This is a genomic window from Neobacillus soli NBRC 102451 (genome assembly GCF_001591665.1).
Classification (GTDB): Bacteria; Bacillota; Bacilli; order Bacillales; family Cytobacillaceae; genus Neobacillus; species Neobacillus soli.
Window position 1 is genome coordinate 118,249 of sequence record NZ_BCVI01000003.1, and the last position, 15,090, is coordinate 133,338.

General features: G+C 38.7%; 15 protein-coding genes. 6 read left to right on the forward strand and 9 right to left on the reverse strand.

Going from position 1 to position 15,090, the window contains the following annotated elements:
• The first annotated feature begins 121 nt into the window (after window positions 1-121).
• Window positions 122-1,270, forward strand: coding sequence for a THUMP domain-containing class I SAM-dependent RNA methyltransferase (locus BSO02S_RS01145; RefSeq protein WP_066061106.1), 1,149 nt, complete (start codon window positions 122-124; stop codon window positions 1,268-1,270).
• Between the two features lie 71 nt (window positions 1,271-1,341).
• The gene (locus BSO02S_RS01150; protein WP_066061109.1) at window positions 1,342-3,267 is read left to right on the forward strand and encodes an ATP-dependent DNA helicase; all 1,926 of its coding nucleotides are present in this window, start codon (window positions 1,342-1,344) and stop codon (window positions 3,265-3,267) included.
• 57 nt (window positions 3,268-3,324) lie between these two features.
• On the opposite strand, the gene BSO02S_RS01155 is transcribed toward BSO02S_RS01150, so the two are convergent.
• The 5 genes from BSO02S_RS01155 to BSO02S_RS01175 are packed head-to-tail and all read right to left on the reverse strand — an operon-like array spanning window position 3,325 to window position 6,117.
• The gene (locus BSO02S_RS01155; protein WP_066061112.1) at window positions 3,325-3,624 is read right to left on the reverse strand and encodes a metal-sulfur cluster assembly factor; all 300 of its coding nucleotides are present in this window, start codon (window positions 3,622-3,624) and stop codon (window positions 3,325-3,327) included.
• 13 nt (window positions 3,625-3,637) lie between these two features.
• Window positions 3,638-4,882, reverse strand: coding sequence for a hypothetical protein (locus BSO02S_RS01160; RefSeq protein ID WP_066061115.1), 1,245 nt, complete (start codon window positions 4,880-4,882; stop codon window positions 3,638-3,640).
• Between the two features lie 14 nt (window positions 4,883-4,896).
• Window positions 4,897-5,103 carry a DUF2249 domain-containing protein gene (locus tag BSO02S_RS01165; RefSeq protein WP_066061120.1) on the reverse strand — a complete coding sequence of 69 codons (207 nt, stop codon included), beginning with the start codon at window positions 5,101-5,103 and terminating at the stop codon, window positions 4,897-4,899.
• A gap of 32 nt (window positions 5,104-5,135) precedes the next feature.
• A complete protein-coding gene (locus BSO02S_RS01170; protein WP_066061123.1) occupies window positions 5,136-5,372 on the reverse strand; it encodes a DUF2249 domain-containing protein in 237 nt (78 codons plus the stop codon).
• Window positions 5,373-5,424: 52 nt separating this feature from the next.
• Entirely contained in the window at window positions 5,425-6,117 is a 693-nt protein-coding gene (locus tag BSO02S_RS01175) for a Crp/Fnr family transcriptional regulator (RefSeq protein WP_066061126.1), read from the reverse strand.
• Window positions 6,118-6,332: 215 nt separating this feature from the next.
• On the opposite strand from BSO02S_RS01175, the gene BSO02S_RS01180 reads away from it, so the two are divergent.
• Window positions 6,333-8,702: a nitric-oxide reductase large subunit gene (locus BSO02S_RS01180; protein WP_066061130.1), complete on the forward strand. Its 2,370-nt coding sequence runs from the start codon at window positions 6,333-6,335 to the stop codon at window positions 8,700-8,702.
• A 112-nt stretch (window positions 8,703-8,814) separates the two neighbouring features.
• Here BSO02S_RS01180 and BSO02S_RS01185 read toward each other — a convergent pair whose 3' ends face one another.
• Window positions 8,815-9,003: a hypothetical protein gene (locus BSO02S_RS01185; protein ID WP_066061133.1), complete on the reverse strand. Its 189-nt coding sequence runs from the start codon at window positions 9,001-9,003 to the stop codon at window positions 8,815-8,817.
• 117 nt (window positions 9,004-9,120) lie between these two features.
• Here BSO02S_RS01185 and BSO02S_RS01190 point away from each other — a divergent pair, with 117 nt between their 5' ends.
• The 3 genes from BSO02S_RS01190 to BSO02S_RS01200 all read left to right on the forward strand — a co-directional run bounded on the left by BSO02S_RS01190 (window position 9,121) and on the right by BSO02S_RS01200 (window position 11,990).
• Window positions 9,121-9,354, forward strand: a complete 234-nt coding sequence (locus BSO02S_RS01190; RefSeq protein ID WP_066061134.1) for a DUF2249 domain-containing protein — start codon at window positions 9,121-9,123, stop codon at window positions 9,352-9,354.
• A 225-nt stretch (window positions 9,355-9,579) separates the two neighbouring features.
• Window positions 9,580-11,082 (forward strand): carboxypeptidase M32, encoded by a 1,503-nt coding sequence (locus tag BSO02S_RS01195; protein ID WP_066061137.1) that lies wholly within the window; start codon window positions 9,580-9,582, stop codon window positions 11,080-11,082.
• Window positions 11,079-11,990, forward strand: a complete 912-nt coding sequence (locus BSO02S_RS01200) for a DMT family transporter (RefSeq protein ID WP_066061141.1) — start codon at window positions 11,079-11,081, stop codon at window positions 11,988-11,990. Before BSO02S_RS01195 ends, BSO02S_RS01200 begins: the two co-directional genes overlap by 4 nt.
• 41 nt (window positions 11,991-12,031) lie before the next feature.
• Here BSO02S_RS01200 and BSO02S_RS01205 read toward each other — a convergent pair whose 3' ends face one another.
• From BSO02S_RS01205 to BSO02S_RS01215, 3 genes are read right to left on the reverse strand one after another with little or no spacing between them, the layout of a single operon-like run.
• Window positions 12,032-13,699: a b(o/a)3-type cytochrome-c oxidase subunit 1 gene (locus BSO02S_RS01205; protein WP_066061144.1), complete on the reverse strand. Its 1,668-nt coding sequence runs from the start codon at window positions 13,697-13,699 to the stop codon at window positions 12,032-12,034.
• Entirely contained in the window at window positions 13,699-14,175 is a 477-nt protein-coding gene (locus BSO02S_RS01210; RefSeq protein WP_066061147.1) for a cytochrome c oxidase subunit II, read from the reverse strand. Before BSO02S_RS01210 ends, BSO02S_RS01205 begins: the two co-directional genes overlap by 1 nt.
• Before the next feature lie 21 nt (window positions 14,176-14,196).
• Window positions 14,197-14,346, reverse strand: a complete 150-nt coding sequence (locus tag BSO02S_RS01215; RefSeq protein ID WP_066061149.1) for a cytochrome c oxidase subunit 2A — start codon at window positions 14,344-14,346, stop codon at window positions 14,197-14,199.
• Window positions 14,347-15,090: the final 744 nt, after the last annotated feature.

Here is a 15,090-nt window from a genome sequence, read left to right on the forward strand (position 1 = left end):
TTATTAATTTTATTGAGGATAGTGCATCCGCTAACCAACTTTTGTCAATAATGATTCTAATAAACTGTTGTTCTTGTTAAGAGGAAATTTACATACTATTGTAGGAGTTAAGGGTGAAAAAATGGGAAATTATCAATTAATAGCTACCGCGGCAATGGGTCTTGAAGCCTTGGTTGCTAAAGAGGTACGCTCATTAGGCTATGAGTGTGAAGTTGAAAATGGCAAGGTTATCTATACAGGCGACGAAAAGGCGATAGCCCGCAGTAATTTATGGCTTCGAACTGCCGACAGAGTCAAAATAAAGGTGGGTGAATTTAAGGCACGTACCTTTGATGAATTATTTGAGAAAACAAAGGCATTGCCATGGGAAAAATTTCTGCCTGAAGATGCGGAATTTCCAGTCATCGGAAAATCGGTTAAATCAACGCTTTTTAGCGTTTCAGATTGCCAGGCAATTGTCAAAAAGGCGGTTGTCGAACGACTGAAAACGCATTATAAACGGAGTACGTGGTTTGAGGAAAATGGTGCCTTCTTCCGCATCGAAGTAGCACTATTAAAAGATATTGCGACAATTACCATCGACACAAGCGGTCAAGGTCTTCATAAGCGTGGCTACCGCGTTGACCAGGGAGAGGCCCCATTAAAAGAAACGCTTGCTGCCGCCCTTGTATTGCTCACAAATTGGAAGGCAGACCGTCCCTTTATCGATCCTTTTTGCGGCTCAGGTACGATTCCGATTGAGGCAGCAATGATTGGGCAAAATATTGCTCCGGGTTTTAACCGTGAATTCGCTTCTGAGCATTGGAATTGGATTCCTTCAAAGGTTTGGGAAGAAGCCAGAAATGAAGCGGAAGACCTAGCAAATTACGATCAACCAATTGATATAACAGGGTCTGACATCGATCACCGAATGGTAAAAATCGCTCAGGAAAATGCAGTAGAAGCGGGGTTTGGTGATTTAATCCGCTTTAAACAAATGCAGGTTAGCGATATTTCAACTACTAGTGAATATGGCGTCATTATTGGAAATCCTCCCTACGGTGAAAGACTTGGGGACAAAAAAGCTGTCGAGCGTATGTATAAAGAAATGGGACAGGCATTTTCAAAGCTTGATACATGGTCTATTTACATCATTACATCAAATGAAGAATTCGAACAATTTTATGGAAAGCCGGCAACAAAAAAGAGAAAGCTCTTTAATGGCTTTATCCGAACGGATCTTTACCAATATTGGGGGAAAAGACCTCCGCGTCAAAATGAACGGAATTAAGACAATTAAAATTGAGTAAGCCACTTGTTTTTAGCGTCATCAAAGGCGCTAACTTTTTTTTGGAGGTTATCATGCAGAAACGTATGCCATTTGCCGTTGCCAAAACTGAATCCTTTTATGATAAATTAAGTGAATGGATTGGTGATTTATTTTATGATATTTTGCCTGACGCCGGGTTTGAACTAAGGGATGAACAGATTTATATGGCTTTTCAACTTGAAAAAGCCTTCAAGGATAAAAAAGTAATGTTCGCAGAAGCTGGAGTTGGAACAGGGAAAACAATTGTTTACCTGCTTTATGCAATAATGTATGCGCGCTATACAAATCGTCCTGCTATTATTGCATGTGCAGATGAGACATTAATTGAGCAGCTTGTTAAAAAAGAAGGTGACATTGCCAAGCTGGAGAAAATTCTTGACCTTGATATCGATGTTCGCTTGGCAAAGTCACGGGATCAATACCTTTGTCTAAAAAAGCTGGATCACGTTAAGACGAACGACTTTTCAGATGAAATTTCAAGTATTTATGAAAAGCTGCCTGATTTCGTCCATAGTGAAGGCTCGATGCAGTCGTTTGAAAAGTATGGAGATAGAAGAGATTATCCATCGTTGTCAGATGAAAAATGGAGTGAAGTCAGTTGGGATATGGTTCAGGATTGTTTTTCTTGTGAAAAGCGCCATCGCTGTGGACTGACATTACACCGGGAATATTATCGGCATTCAGCTGATTTAATCATCTGTTCCCATGATTTTTACATGGAGCATATTTGGACAAAGGAATCTAGAAAGAGAGAAGGGCAGCTTCCTTTATTACCAGAACATTCTTCCGTTGTTTTTGATGAAGGACACCTTCTGGAATTTGCTGCCCAGAAAGCGTTGAGCTACCGTTTTACCGATTATACGTTAGAGACTCTGCTTACAAGATTATTGGAAAATGAAGTACGGGAGAAGACGTTGTATACAATTGAAGAGGCCTTGTTAGAAAATGAGGCATTTTTTGATGCAATTTCACAATTCTCCACTCTTTCTCTTGGATCCGAAAAACAGATGATTACTAAGCATCCGTTAGTATTGAAAACTTGCCAGAAGTTACTTTCAACACTAAAAGCATTGGAAGAAGAACTGGTATTTGAAAGTGAGTTATATGTCATTAACGAGTATGATTTAAAAGTTGTTGAAGAGTATTTGGAGCAAATCACCTACTCTTTATCCCTTTTTCTTCAAGAATTAAACGGAATCAATTGGTTTGAGGAAAATGGAGAAGGACGGACGCTGGTCATTATGCCAAAAATGGTTAAAGAAGTCATGCGGGAAGAGGTTTTCTCTCAGAAAAAGCCGTTTATTTTTTCTTCAGCGACACTGGCCAATCAAAAATCGTTCGACTATATTGCTGATAGTATTGGTGTTGATGAATATTTCTCCTTTTCAGTGGCATCTCCTTTTAATTATGATGAACGGATGGATCTCTACCTTCCGAAATTTAGCAATGATGATATCCAAATGAAAGTAGACTATCTTATTGAGAAAATTCGCCATTCTGAGGGCCGGGCATTAATTCTATTAAACAATAAAGACGAACTTACTCAAATAAAAAAGGGAATTTCGGGGGTCGTCCCGTATCCGCTATATTTTGAAGGCGATGAGGAGATTAGCACACTGGTTTCGAAGTTTCAAAATGATGAGCATGCGGTTCTTTGTTCGATACATCTTTGGGAGGGCCTTGATATTCCTGGTAGATCTCTTGAAAATGTCTTAATCTTTTCTCTGCCATATCCACCTAATGACCCTGTTTTCACCGCAAAAAAGGAAGGCGTTGAAAATCCATTCTTAGAAGTGGAAATACCATATATGCTCCTTCGCCTGCGTCAGGGACTAGGGCGATTAATCAGGAGTGAAAAGGATCAAGGAACGGTTCATATTCTATTGGATAAAGATATCGATTCCAATGTATTAATGAAAATCAAAGAAGTACTGCCAACCGAGGCAATAGAACTTTAATTTTGGGAAAATAAAAAGCGGAAACGTCCTTGTCAGGTCGCGACCGCTTTTTTCCTTTTATCTGCCTAGTAATTTAAGTCCCTCTGGTGTCATTTTTTCTGGAGACCATGCCGGTACCCAGACAAGATTAACTTCAACCTTGTTTGTTTCTTCAATCCCTTCAACACTATAGCGGACACCGCTTGTAATACTGTCATGAAGCGGGCAGCCCGGAGTAGTTAACGTCATCGTAATCGTTACATCAGCTGATTCTGTAACCTCTACATTATAAATTAAGCCCAGGTCGACTACATTAATATTTAATTCTGGATCATATACACTTTTTAACGCTTCAAGAACTTTTTCATGTAAATTCATCATAAACACCTCACTATTTTTTTAAGACGCGTAGGATACAAGCCGTAATTACAATAAACACAATGGAAAGAATGAACTGTCCAATATTAAAGAGAATTGCTGTTTTAAGGGCTAAAGCACAAAAAACTATTAATACCGCGATGATGAATAAAAAGAATAAAGGAGTAACGATCTTTTCATTCATCATTTCTTTCAACGAAGGAACCTTGTTTTTCCCTATTTCCTTACTGTATTTATAAGTCCACCATAAAAATGGAACAATTTTATATAGGTAACTAACAATACTTAGAACAATCCATAAGAATAAATAAGTATAGATAAGTGGACCAGCAAAGGTTGAAATCTTGTGAGTCCAAAGCAGGATAAAAGCAGCCAAGTGCAGGACATTTCCAAAGCCTATGGCGACTAATGCGAACGTAAATGGTTTATCTAACTTTTTCTTCAATCTTTTTTTGATAATAATACTAATATGCCAGCTAAATACTGAAAAACCGATAAGCAGTAATAAGAAACCAGCTTTTAGAAGGACACTATTGTTGATAAAGATGGAAACAAAAGTAATGACTAGACCAGATACGTAAAATCCATAGACATATTTTGCCTGAACCATTGGAAAACCATGGGATAAGGAGAACATCGGGACCATTTTATAAGAAAATCCAAAAATTAATAGTGTAAACCAACCAGTTACACCCATTAATAAATGGGCTTTAAAGATAGATTGATAATATTCGGCACCTACACCAGTTTTTAAACAATAAACCAATGTTATCCCCATAAAAATAGTAATAAACAAGCAAACTAATGCTGAACCTACAAATGCTGTAAGGATAGTTGGTATGGCCTGGGTTTTAAGCGTCATAAACATTTGGAATAAAAACATTAATATCCCCAGTAAGGTAAGGACGCCAGGGATCAGCGCATGTTGCGGTGACGAATACAACGTCCCCGCAAATGTGGCAATTCCTACCGCTGTCACAAAAAATTGGATAAAACCAAATTTCTCATTCCATATTTTCGTTAGGAATGCTACGGGTACAAGCTGATACATCGCACCCATTGCTGCCATTAAAGCCCAACCCAAGACAATTAAATGGGCAGAAGACCAAATGGCCGGGATCCTAAAGCTGCCCCCTGCCATTATTTGTCCATTCAATAGCAGCAAAATTTGCGATAGGACCAAAGCAAGAAAACTAAATAAAATAAATGAAATAGGAAGCTTAATATTTGTTTCATTTCCCATATTTTGAGGAAGCATGAGTGTTCACCTTCTTATCGGAAGATTTCAATTTTAAAACTTCCGTCGTTTTGTGGTTCTGTAAGCTGCTTGTAGCCTAATTCCTCTAGCTGCTCATAAAGGAACATGGGTCTCCGATCATTGATAATTGTCAAAACTTCATTTTCACCAAGCGTTTCTAAGGCGGCTAAAGTTCTCATCATTGGCTGTGGCGGCTCTAATCCTCGATTATCTAGAATCACAGTTAAAATCGCACCCTTCTTTGTAAAATCTATTACGCTTTCTTAGTAAATGTTACCTTCCAATGTTTTTTATCAAGTTCTTCTTCATGATGAGAAAAGCCTTTTGCCTTTAACACGGCGAAAAGGGGAACGGGTTTAAATGGGGCATGAAGGATAAAAACATCATTATCGTCCTTTAATTCCTTTATCGCCTCCATAATCTTTTGAAAGGGTTCCATTTTATTCTTTAAATCCTCACGTACATCCAGCTCAATAATCCTTTGCTCCATAAAAAACATCTCCCTTAATAGTTAATGGCAGAACATTGTGTATGCACTCATATTAATAGAATAGTTCCTGTTGAAGTGCCACCCGGTCAATTAGGTAATATCCATTTTGATCCTGGGTTACAAATTCCTTCTTTTTCACATGATTGACGGTTCTACTCACGGTTTCTCGTGAAGTACCAATCATATTGGCCAATTCCCGATTCGTGAACTGGGTTGTCAGTTTATACCGTTCTCCTACTTTTTCGCCGTTTGATTTACAAAGTCTAATAAGAAGTAAAATAATTTGTTCGTACGTGTTATGAAGAACCTGCGCTTCTAATCTTCCTTGCAAATCCACAATCTTTTCGCCCAATACTTTAAAAAGCTTGATACAAAGTTCGGGATAGGAAATCAGTATTTCTTCGAATTTATCAATCGGGATGACAATTAAATGGGCATCTTCCATTACTTCTGCATGAGCTGGGAAATTCCCCTTTCTAAAAAAGCCAGCGTGAGGGAACATTTCGCCAGGTTCAAGAACGGAGATAAGTTGTTCTTTACCCGATTGATCTGTTTTATAAATTTTGATTTTCCCGCTATGAATAAAGAAAACACGATCAAGACGATCATCCTGCATAAACACATACATTTTGTGTTTATAAAATCGAGTCTGTGCAATCTTAACGATTGGATCTATTTCTTCTTCCGACAATTCTTTGAAGATTGGGACATCGGACAGCCTTTTCACTATGTCCTCTTGCTTCATTTACATCACCTTCATATTAGTAATTCTTGAATAACTACATTGTAGCAGTGATTTCACAGCAAATATGTGACCTCCATCATAGCTGGCAGATATCTTTGAAAATAATTCTCAGTGGTGTGACAAATCTCACACTAAAAAGATGAAGTGTTTCACTTTGTGAATTGATTTTCAAAGTTAAAATACAAACTGTAATGAAATAGGGGAGGATGATAGGCATGGAAATACAACGGCGAACACCAACGGGAAAAATGGTGAAGACCAATAAAAATGCATTATTGAAATCCATTTTAATGGTTACTATATTACTTAGCTTTACAGTCTTACTTGCTGGCGGCTATTGGATTTTTAAGGAGCAGGCCCCAAGACCTGTAGAGGTGACTAATGAAAAAGGAGAGGTGCTATTTACAAAGGATACGATTATGGGCGGCCAGGCTGTTTTTCAAAAATATGGTTTAATGGATTATGGCACCGTGCTAGGACATGGTTCATATATGGGGCCCGATTATACGGCTGAGTCCCTAAAGATTTATACTGAAGGAATGCAAGATTTTAAAGCAAAAGAAATGTATGATTTGGACTTCGCTTCATTAAATGGGGATGAAAAGTACCTGATTAAAAATAAAGTTATAAAAGAAATGCGAAAAAATCGCTATGATAGCAGCAGCGATACAATGCAGCTAACAAACGCGCAGGCTTTTGGACTTGTAAAAGTAAGGGAGCATTATAAAGAAATATTTTCGAAAGGTGACGGGTGGGGTTTAAAGGCTAATCTTATTAAAGAAGCGGATCTACCAAAAGACCACCGTGCCTATGTTGCAACAGGGGACCAAATTACGCAAATCTCCGACTTCTTCTTCTGGACTGCCTGGCTTTCAAGTACCGTCCGTGAGGGTGATAAAATCACCTATACGAATAACTGGCCATACTATGAAGATGCCGGAAATCATTTATCGTTCTCGGCGATTTGGTGGAGCGGTGCCAGCATTACATTATTTGTATTAATGGTTGGAATCATCCTATTTGTTTTCTACCGCTATCAATTCGGGATGAAAGAAGCCTATAAGGAAGGAAATTTCCCGCAAATTGATTTACGGAAAATGCCTGTAACAAATTCTCAGGTAAAAAGCGGAAAATATTTTGTGATTGTAGCAGCCTTATTCTTTGTCCAGTGTATGTTCGGGGCATTACTTGCTCACTATTACATAGAACCTGATAGTTTCTTCGGAATGAAATGGATACATGAAATTCTTCCCTTCAACATTACAAAAGGTTATCACCTGCAGCTTGCTATTTTCTGGATTGCTACTGCATGGCTTGGAATGGGAATTTATGTGGCACCGCTCGTTGGCGGTTATGAGCCTAAAAAACAAGGTTTATTAGTCGATATTTTATTTTGTGCCTTGGTAGTCCTTGTTGTCGGCAGTATGGTTGGTGAGTGGCTTGGTACAAATGGCTACTTAGGCAACAACTGGTTCCTGTTCGGACACTCAGGATGGGAATATATTGAATTGGGACGTATTTGGCAGCTTATTCTAATTGCCGGCATGTTCATCTGGCTGTTTATTGTTTATCGGGGAATTAGGGCTGGTCTTAAGAGAGAAACGGATAAGGGCGGCTTGATCCATCTCTTATTCTATGCGGCAATTGCTGTCCCAGCTTTCTATGTATTTGCATTATTCATTGACCCAAGTACTAGCTTTACTTTCGCTGATTACTGGCGCTGGTGGATTATCCACTTATGGGTAGAAGGTATTTTTGAAGTATTTGCAGTAGTTGTGATTGGATTCTTATTAGTTCAATTAGGTCTAGTAACAAAAAAATCAACTGTTAGACAATTGTATTTCCAATTAATTTTGTTGTTAGGCAGCGGTGTCATCGGCATTGGTCACCACTACTACTATAATGGCTCCGCGGAAGTTTGGTTAGGCCTTGGTGCTGTATTTTCCGCTATGGAAGTCATTCCATTAACATTGTTAATCCTAGAAGCCTATGAGCAATACAAAATGATGCGTGAGGGCGGTGTAGACTTCCCTTATAAAGGAACTTTCTGGTTCTTAATTTCTGTTGCCATCTGGAACTTGGTAGGGGCAGGTGTACTTGGATTCTTAATTAACTTACCAGCAGTCAGCTATTTTGAACACGGACAATTCTTAACACCAGCACATGGCCACGGTTCAATGATGGGTGTATACGGTATGTTTGCAATTGCTGTCCTGCTATACTCATTACGAAATATTGTCAAACCAGAGACGTGGAATGATAAGTGGCTTAAAGTCAGCTGTATTCTGTTAAACGTCGGCCTTGCAGGGATGGTCTTCTTATCCTTACTTCCTGTCGGTTTTATCCAAATTAAAGAAGCTTTCTACCATGGGTATGCTGCATCGCGTTCAGCAGCATTCTTACAAAAGGATCTTGTTGCAACATTATTAACATGGCGAGCGGTGCCTGACACCATTTTCCTTATTGGCGTAGTAGTATTATTGGTATTCTGTATTAAGGCATTGTTTAATTTACGTAAACCAACGCATAAAGAGGGAGAATTGCTTCCAGTTAAGGATTTAGCATTGGATGATGATGAAGAATAATAGAATAAAAGAAAATCCGCAAAGCTTAGCTTTGCGGATTTTCTTTTTCCTTAGTGAGATGTCTAGCTCCAGCGCCTAGCCCCTCGAGGTCGTGTCACGCCTGCCAATGAAGTCAAAGAACGACTTCTCCGTCAGGCCCTCCAGCGCTTGTCGGGGCTGAACAAGGCGCTTCCGCTTTTTGTTTTTCATAGCAGTCAAAGCAATAAACCTCTTTATCATCCGTAAGGACACCATTAAAAAAGCCGTCTAAACAATAGATTTTCTTATTGCAGCACTTACATGTTCCAATTAGTTCCTGCATTTGTCATACCCTCCGTATTAACAAAATCATCTTAGTAGTGTGATAACACGCACTAAGTATAAGCCGATGTTTCCTTATAATAAAAGAGAAGTTAACAAACTATAAGGAGTGATAATGATGCAAACCTACGCAAAAGTTATCAATGTACCAGATTTCCCACCACGTGAGAAACATCCAACAATTTTTAATGGCTTTGACGGATTAGCAAATGGCGAGACAATGATGATCGTGAACGACCATGATCCAAGACCATTGTTATATCAGTTCATGATGGAAAGACCTGAACAATTTTCTTGGGAATACCTTGAAGAGGGTCCTGAAATATGGAAGGTAGCCATTAATAAGAAGTAATTTTTGGTCCAAGTGTCTTTTGAATTAAAGGGACACGTAACCTTCACTAAACATTTTACGTGAATATTTATTTTTCAAGAAACATCCTCTTTTCCCTATAAGGTTATTTTACAACAGAATTCCCTTTCTGTTGTTTTTTTGTTCTGCATATTATCGAACAACTAACTACTTTTCAGAATAATATGTTAAAATTTAATCGTGTATAATAAGGGGGGGGGAAATGAAATGAATGTAACCCAAGTAGAAAAAGAATTTTTAGAATATGTGAAAAAAATGTCTAGTTATAACGAGGCACTGGGTGTCATTTATTGGGACCTAAGAACAGGGGCTCCCAAGCAGGGTGTAGAACAACGCTCGGAAGTGATAGGAATGTTGTCCTCTGAAGTTTTTAAAATGTCAACCTCCGAGGAAATGGCCGCATACATAGCCAATTTATCTAACAAGGCCCTGCCCGAGGTAACTAAGAAAATTCTTGAAGAATGTAAAAAGGAATACGAACGAAATAAGAAAATTCCAGCCGAAGAATACAAAGAGTTTGTTATTCTCCAATCAAAAGCAGAAAGTGTCTGGGAGGAAGCAAAAGCGAAATCAGACTTTAATATGTTCAGCCCATACTTAGAGAAACTAGTGGAAACGACGAAGAGATTCGTTAGTTACTGGGGCCATGAAAAAAATGTCTATGATGTTTTGCTGGACTTGTATGAACCAGGTATCACGGTAGAAGTACTTGATCAAGTATTCGGTGAATTGCGTGAAAAAATCGTACCGTTAGTTAAGCAGATTTCAGATTCCACCCATAAGCCTAAAACCAATTTTCTCTTTGAAACATTTCCAAAGGAAAAACAAAAGGAATTTAGTCTGGAGATTCTCGCCAAAATGGGTTATAACTTAAACGCTGGAAGACTGGATGAAACGGTTCATCCATTTGCAATTGGCTTAAGTCCCGGTGACGTACGTGTTACAACAAAGTATGATGAGGGCGATTTCCGGACAGCTGTTTTTGGAACCATTCATGAAGGCGGTCATGCCTTATACGAACAAAATGTTTCAAAAGATTTGATTGGTACACCGCTATGCTCGGGGACTTCAACGGGAATTCACGAATCACAATCGCTTTTCTATGAAAATATTGTTGGGCGGAGCTTACCATTTTGGAAAAATAATTTCGAAACTTTAAAGAAATATGCCAATGATCAGTTTGACAAAGTGGATATTGAGGAATTCTATCGGGCTATTAATGAATCAAAACCATCATTCATTAGAATCGAAGCAGACGAATTAACCTATCCGCTTCATGTAATTATTCGCTATGAAATTGAAAAGGGCTTATTTAATGGTGAAATTGAGGTCAGTGACCTGCCAAGGATTTGGAATGATATGTATGAGGAATACTTAGGAATTCGTCCTGATAATGATGCAATGGGTGTTCTCCAGGATGTCCACTGGGCAGGGGGAAGCTTTGGCTATTTCCCGTCATATGCATTGGGATATATGTATGCAGCCCAATTTAAGCATAAAATGCGTGAGGAGCTCCCAGATTTTGATCAATTATTAGAGACGGGGAATTTACTTCCAATAAAAGAATGGCTGACAAGAAATATTCATCAATATGGAAAAATGAAAAAACCGCTTGAAATTTTAACAGATGTAACAGGCGAAGGCTTAAATGCAAACTATTTAATTGCTTATCTTTACGAGAAATACGGAAAGGTTTATCAGTTAAATTGAAAAGGGCCATCCCGATTATTTTAATCGCTAGCAGTGCGTCATTATGGGGTATGATTGCTATATTTGTCAGGAAGCTTACAGAGGTTGGATTTACCCCGATGGAGATTGTTACGATAAGGGTAGTAACTGCGGCAATACTGCTTGGATTTATTGGTGTTCTTAAATACCCTAAACAGTTGAAAATTAAATTCCCTGATATAGGGCTGTTTGTTGGAACGGGTATCTGTAGCATTGTTCTTTTTAATTGGTGCTATTTTTCTGCTATTAATCAAATGAATTTGTCATTTGCTGTAATTTTACTATATACCTCGCCAGCATTTGTCACTATATTATCCTACTTATTTTTAAAGGAAAAAATGAATTCAGCAAAAATCCTGTCTGTTGCAGGGACAATTGTTGGCTGTGTGTTAGTAGCTGGAGTCAATCTAACATCTGCGGCGTCCATTCATCCTTTCGGGATTATAACTGGCCTTGGTGCCGGCTTTGGATACGCCTTATACACAATCTTTGGAAAGTTTGCCTTAAAAAAATATCCAACATTTACAGTGACCCTTTATACCTTTTTAATTGCGTCGATCACCTTACTGCCATTAACGAATCTCTGGAAAAAAGGGAATTTATTAATGAATGGGGAAGTCCTGCTATATGGTATCGGTTTGGGACTCGTTCCAACAGTAATTGCTTATTTACTCTATACAAAAGGACTTGAAAAAACAGACAGCAGTAAGGCAGCAATTATTGCCACGGTAGAACCAGTGGTGGCCACCATCCTAAGCGTTTTTCTTTATGAGGAGGGTTTTGGTTTCATCCAAGCGGTAGGAACGGTTGTTATTCTTATGTCGGTTTTCTTAATAAATCGTCCTAATAAAAGAAAAGTTGAAATATACCATGAAAAGGCTTCAATCTAAGTGATTGAAGCCTTTTCGGGTATTAGGTATAACATAAATTACTACCATTTATTCCACGTTTGAAATCCTTTTGAGCCTGGAGGTGCATTTTGAATGATATCGATAAACGGTATCGTGTAAGCAAAAAGAATAAGGGCAGCGGTAATTCCAAGCCATAATTTCCAGTTTTCAAAGACCATTGGTGCCTTTTCCTCTGGATTTTCTGCCTCACCAACTGGGAATTCCTCATCTCCTTTTGGGGCAAAGAATGCAAGATTCACAAAGATAATGATCACTAAAATAATTCCAAGAAATAAAATTGATCCGCCGACTGCTTGGGCGATTTGATATGGAATCCATTCAGCCGCTTGCTTTGCACCACCGTAAGTAGAGAAGGCAGAGCGTCTTGGTCCGCCAAGGAGACCTTGGATATGCATGGCACCTGACATGAAGACCATTCCAATGAACCAAACCCACGCCTGGATGATTCCTAATTTATTCATCGCTTTGGTTAATTTACGTCCGGTCAAATGGGGGATTAGCCAATAGGAAATTCCAAAGAACGTCAATACCACGGAAGTAGCAGCAGTTAAATGGAAGTGCCCGGTTATCCAAATCGTATTGTGCACAACTTGGTCCATTTGGTTGGAAGCATTGATAATACCACCGGCACCAGCTGGGATAAAAGCGGCCATCCCGATAAATGGAACCGTAAAACGTGCATCACCCCAAGGAAGTACTTTAAACCAGCCAAAAAGACCTGTTGCTCCTTTAGAGCGTCCGTATCTTTCGAATGTAGCAAATAGCGAGAATGCTGTCATTAATGATGGAATAACGACCATGAAAGTTAGCACAACCTGTAGAAACTTCCATGCTGGATCAATTCCAGGCTCCGTTAACTGATGGTGAAAACCAACCGGAATGGAGAAAAGCAGCAATAAAATAAATGACAAACGTGCTAATGAATCTGAAAATATTTTTCCGCCAATAATTTTTGGAATAATGGCATACCAGCACATATACGCAGGTAATAACCAGAAATAGACCAGCGGATGTCCAAAGTACCAGAATAATGTACGGCTGACTAAAACATCAACGGTAGGAACTAAACCAAGTGACCAAGGAAGTAACTGGAATAATACAGTAGCTGCCACTCCAAGCGTAGCTACAATCCAGAGAACGGTATTAATGACCGACATAAAGCTTAATAGCGGACTAGGTTTGCCTGGGTTGTTCTTGCGCCATCTTGCATAGGTCATGATTTGTGCAGCCCCATCAATCCAGCTTCCAACCACGACAAAGGTCATTCCTAAATAAAAAATCCAATGTGCTTTTAATGGTGCATAAAATGTATAGAGAACAGATGCTTCCTTAAGTAAGACCATTGTTGCGGCCATTATAGTACCAAGTAACATGATCCAAAAGCCAATCCAGCCAGTGCGTCTAGCTGCATTGGAGTGACCGCCAGTCGTTCTGCTTACTGCGGCATATTGAAATCCCATGATAAAGAATGTTGTTAAAACAAGTCCCATTAATACGCCATGAACAGTTAATATTTGATAATAATCAATTCCCCATGGTAGTTCCCATTTACCAGAACGGACCAGGGTTTGCAAGAGGCCCATTAATCCTCCAAGGGCAAGCGCTGAAAATGCCACAAAGAAGTGTGCCATTGAAAGTTTTGCATCACTCGGGTTTACTTTTACTTTTGCAGCTTTAGAGTCAACCATTATTTTACCACCTCAATCTTCGAACTCATTAAATGGTGTCCAGCACCACAGTACTCATTACATACAATTAAAAATTCGCCAGCCTTGTCAAATGTTGTTGTATATTCACTGACATAGCCCGGTTCAAGCATCATATTAATGTTCGTTCCTGCTACCTCGAAGCCGTGAATAACATCTTTCGTTGTCGCAATAACTTTTACCTTTGCACCGAGCGGTACTTTTACCGCACCAGGATCATAGAAGAAAGCCGAAGCCACAAATACTAATTCATAGTCCCAGTCTTTACCTTCAACCTTATGGAGGCCAGGTTTATTAAATGGTTTTGTTGTATCAACCTTTTCTGGATTTATCGTTGTTAAACAACTTGGCGGTTTATTGCCAAGATAAAAGGCACTTACTCCAATTACGGATAAGAAAACAATGAGTGCACCGATTCCGAAAGTTAGCCAAATTTTTTCTAATTTATGCAGATGCATAATCTTTCCCCCTTTCAATCATTAAAAGCGTTCAACGAATAAGTAGTAGACACCGACCCAACTGACAACAATAAAAAATCCCAAAATAAAAACAGACGCTAATGTCCCTTTGAGAGAAGAGCTGTCTTCTATTTCTGTTTTTTGTTTGGTTTTCAGTTCCGCTTTCGCCATCCCCAAGACCCCCCTTAAGAAAATTGAAAAATAAATAGTAAGTTCTTTTACATCATACAAAACAATTGCGAGGAAAAAATACCGAATTTCGAAGTTCACAAATTGTTCATTCCTTAGGTATCTACTATGTTAATGATAAAAACTTGGTATAACAGTGATTTATATCACAATTGCTAGGGAGTAAATGTGAAAAAAATGTGAACTATCACGTCTTACCTGTGATATAAGTAATTGAATAATCCATCCAATATAAAATAAATCACCATTTTCATTTTTTTGTCACACTTTGGTATGTGGAAAATATGATAAAAATAAATGTCTTATTTTTCTTAGAAAAGAGTGTGTTTTTGTGGAAAAGTATTATTGCGAACAATGCCGCCTTCTGTACAACGAAGTTGAAATTTGTAAAATTTGCGGAGTATTAGTGAGTAATAAAATTAAAATAGAAGTTCAAAAACAACCAGAAAAGTAATAAAACGAGAGATGCCGCTAATCGGCCGCTTCCGCTTTCTTAATTGGAAAAGATTATCTAATGAAGGAATTCCAAATACAAGCTATAATTTAAGTGCACAGCAACAACCTTCAAAACGTTGGCTTCCCTATGGCAGGGAGGCCTTTTTTTATGGTCTAGGAAATTATACATTCATTTAGGTGTGGATAACTTTGACCTAGTTTTTTGAATCCAGCTCCAGCTCCCTGGCGGCTAGTGTCCTCCGCTCTCCGTCCTACGATAAGTCAACATCG

Coding starts and splice junctions, on each gene's coding strand:
- BSO02S_RS01180 (WP_066061130.1), top strand. CDS start 6,333: ATGGAAATACAACGGCGAACACCAACGGGAAAAATGGTGAAGACCAAT.
- BSO02S_RS01195 (WP_066061137.1), top strand. CDS start 9,580: ATGAATGTAACCCAAGTAGAAAAAGAATTTTTAGAATATGTGAAAAAA.
- BSO02S_RS01175 (WP_066061126.1), bottom strand. CDS start 6,117: ATGAAGCAAGAGGACATAGTGAAAAGGCTGTCCGATGTCCCAATCTTC.
- BSO02S_RS01190 (WP_066061134.1), top strand. CDS start 9,121: ATGCAAACCTACGCAAAAGTTATCAATGTACCAGATTTCCCACCACGT.
- BSO02S_RS01170 (WP_066061123.1), bottom strand. CDS start 5,372: ATGGAGCAAAGGATTATTGAGCTGGATGTACGTGAGGATTTAAAGAAT.
- BSO02S_RS01160 (WP_066061115.1), bottom strand. CDS start 4,882: ATGCTTCCTCAAAATATGGGAAATGAAACAAATATTAAGCTTCCTATT.
- BSO02S_RS01145 (WP_066061106.1), top strand. CDS start 122: ATGGGAAATTATCAATTAATAGCTACCGCGGCAATGGGTCTTGAAGCC.
- BSO02S_RS01205 (WP_066061144.1), bottom strand. CDS start 13,699: ATGGTTGACTCTAAAGCTGCAAAAGTAAAAGTAAACCCGAGTGATGCA.
- BSO02S_RS01185 (WP_066061133.1), bottom strand. CDS start 9,003: ATGCAGGAACTAATTGGAACATGTAAGTGCTGCAATAAGAAAATCTAT.
- BSO02S_RS01215 (WP_066061149.1), bottom strand. CDS start 14,346: ATGGCGAAAGCGGAACTGAAAACCAAACAAAAAACAGAAATAGAAGAC.
- BSO02S_RS01150 (WP_066061109.1), top strand. CDS start 1,342: ATGCAGAAACGTATGCCATTTGCCGTTGCCAAAACTGAATCCTTTTAT.
- BSO02S_RS01210 (WP_066061147.1), bottom strand. CDS start 14,175: ATGCATCTGCATAAATTAGAAAAAATTTGGCTAACTTTCGGAATCGGT.
- BSO02S_RS01155 (WP_066061112.1), bottom strand. CDS start 3,624: ATGAATTTACATGAAAAAGTTCTTGAAGCGTTAAAAAGTGTATATGAT.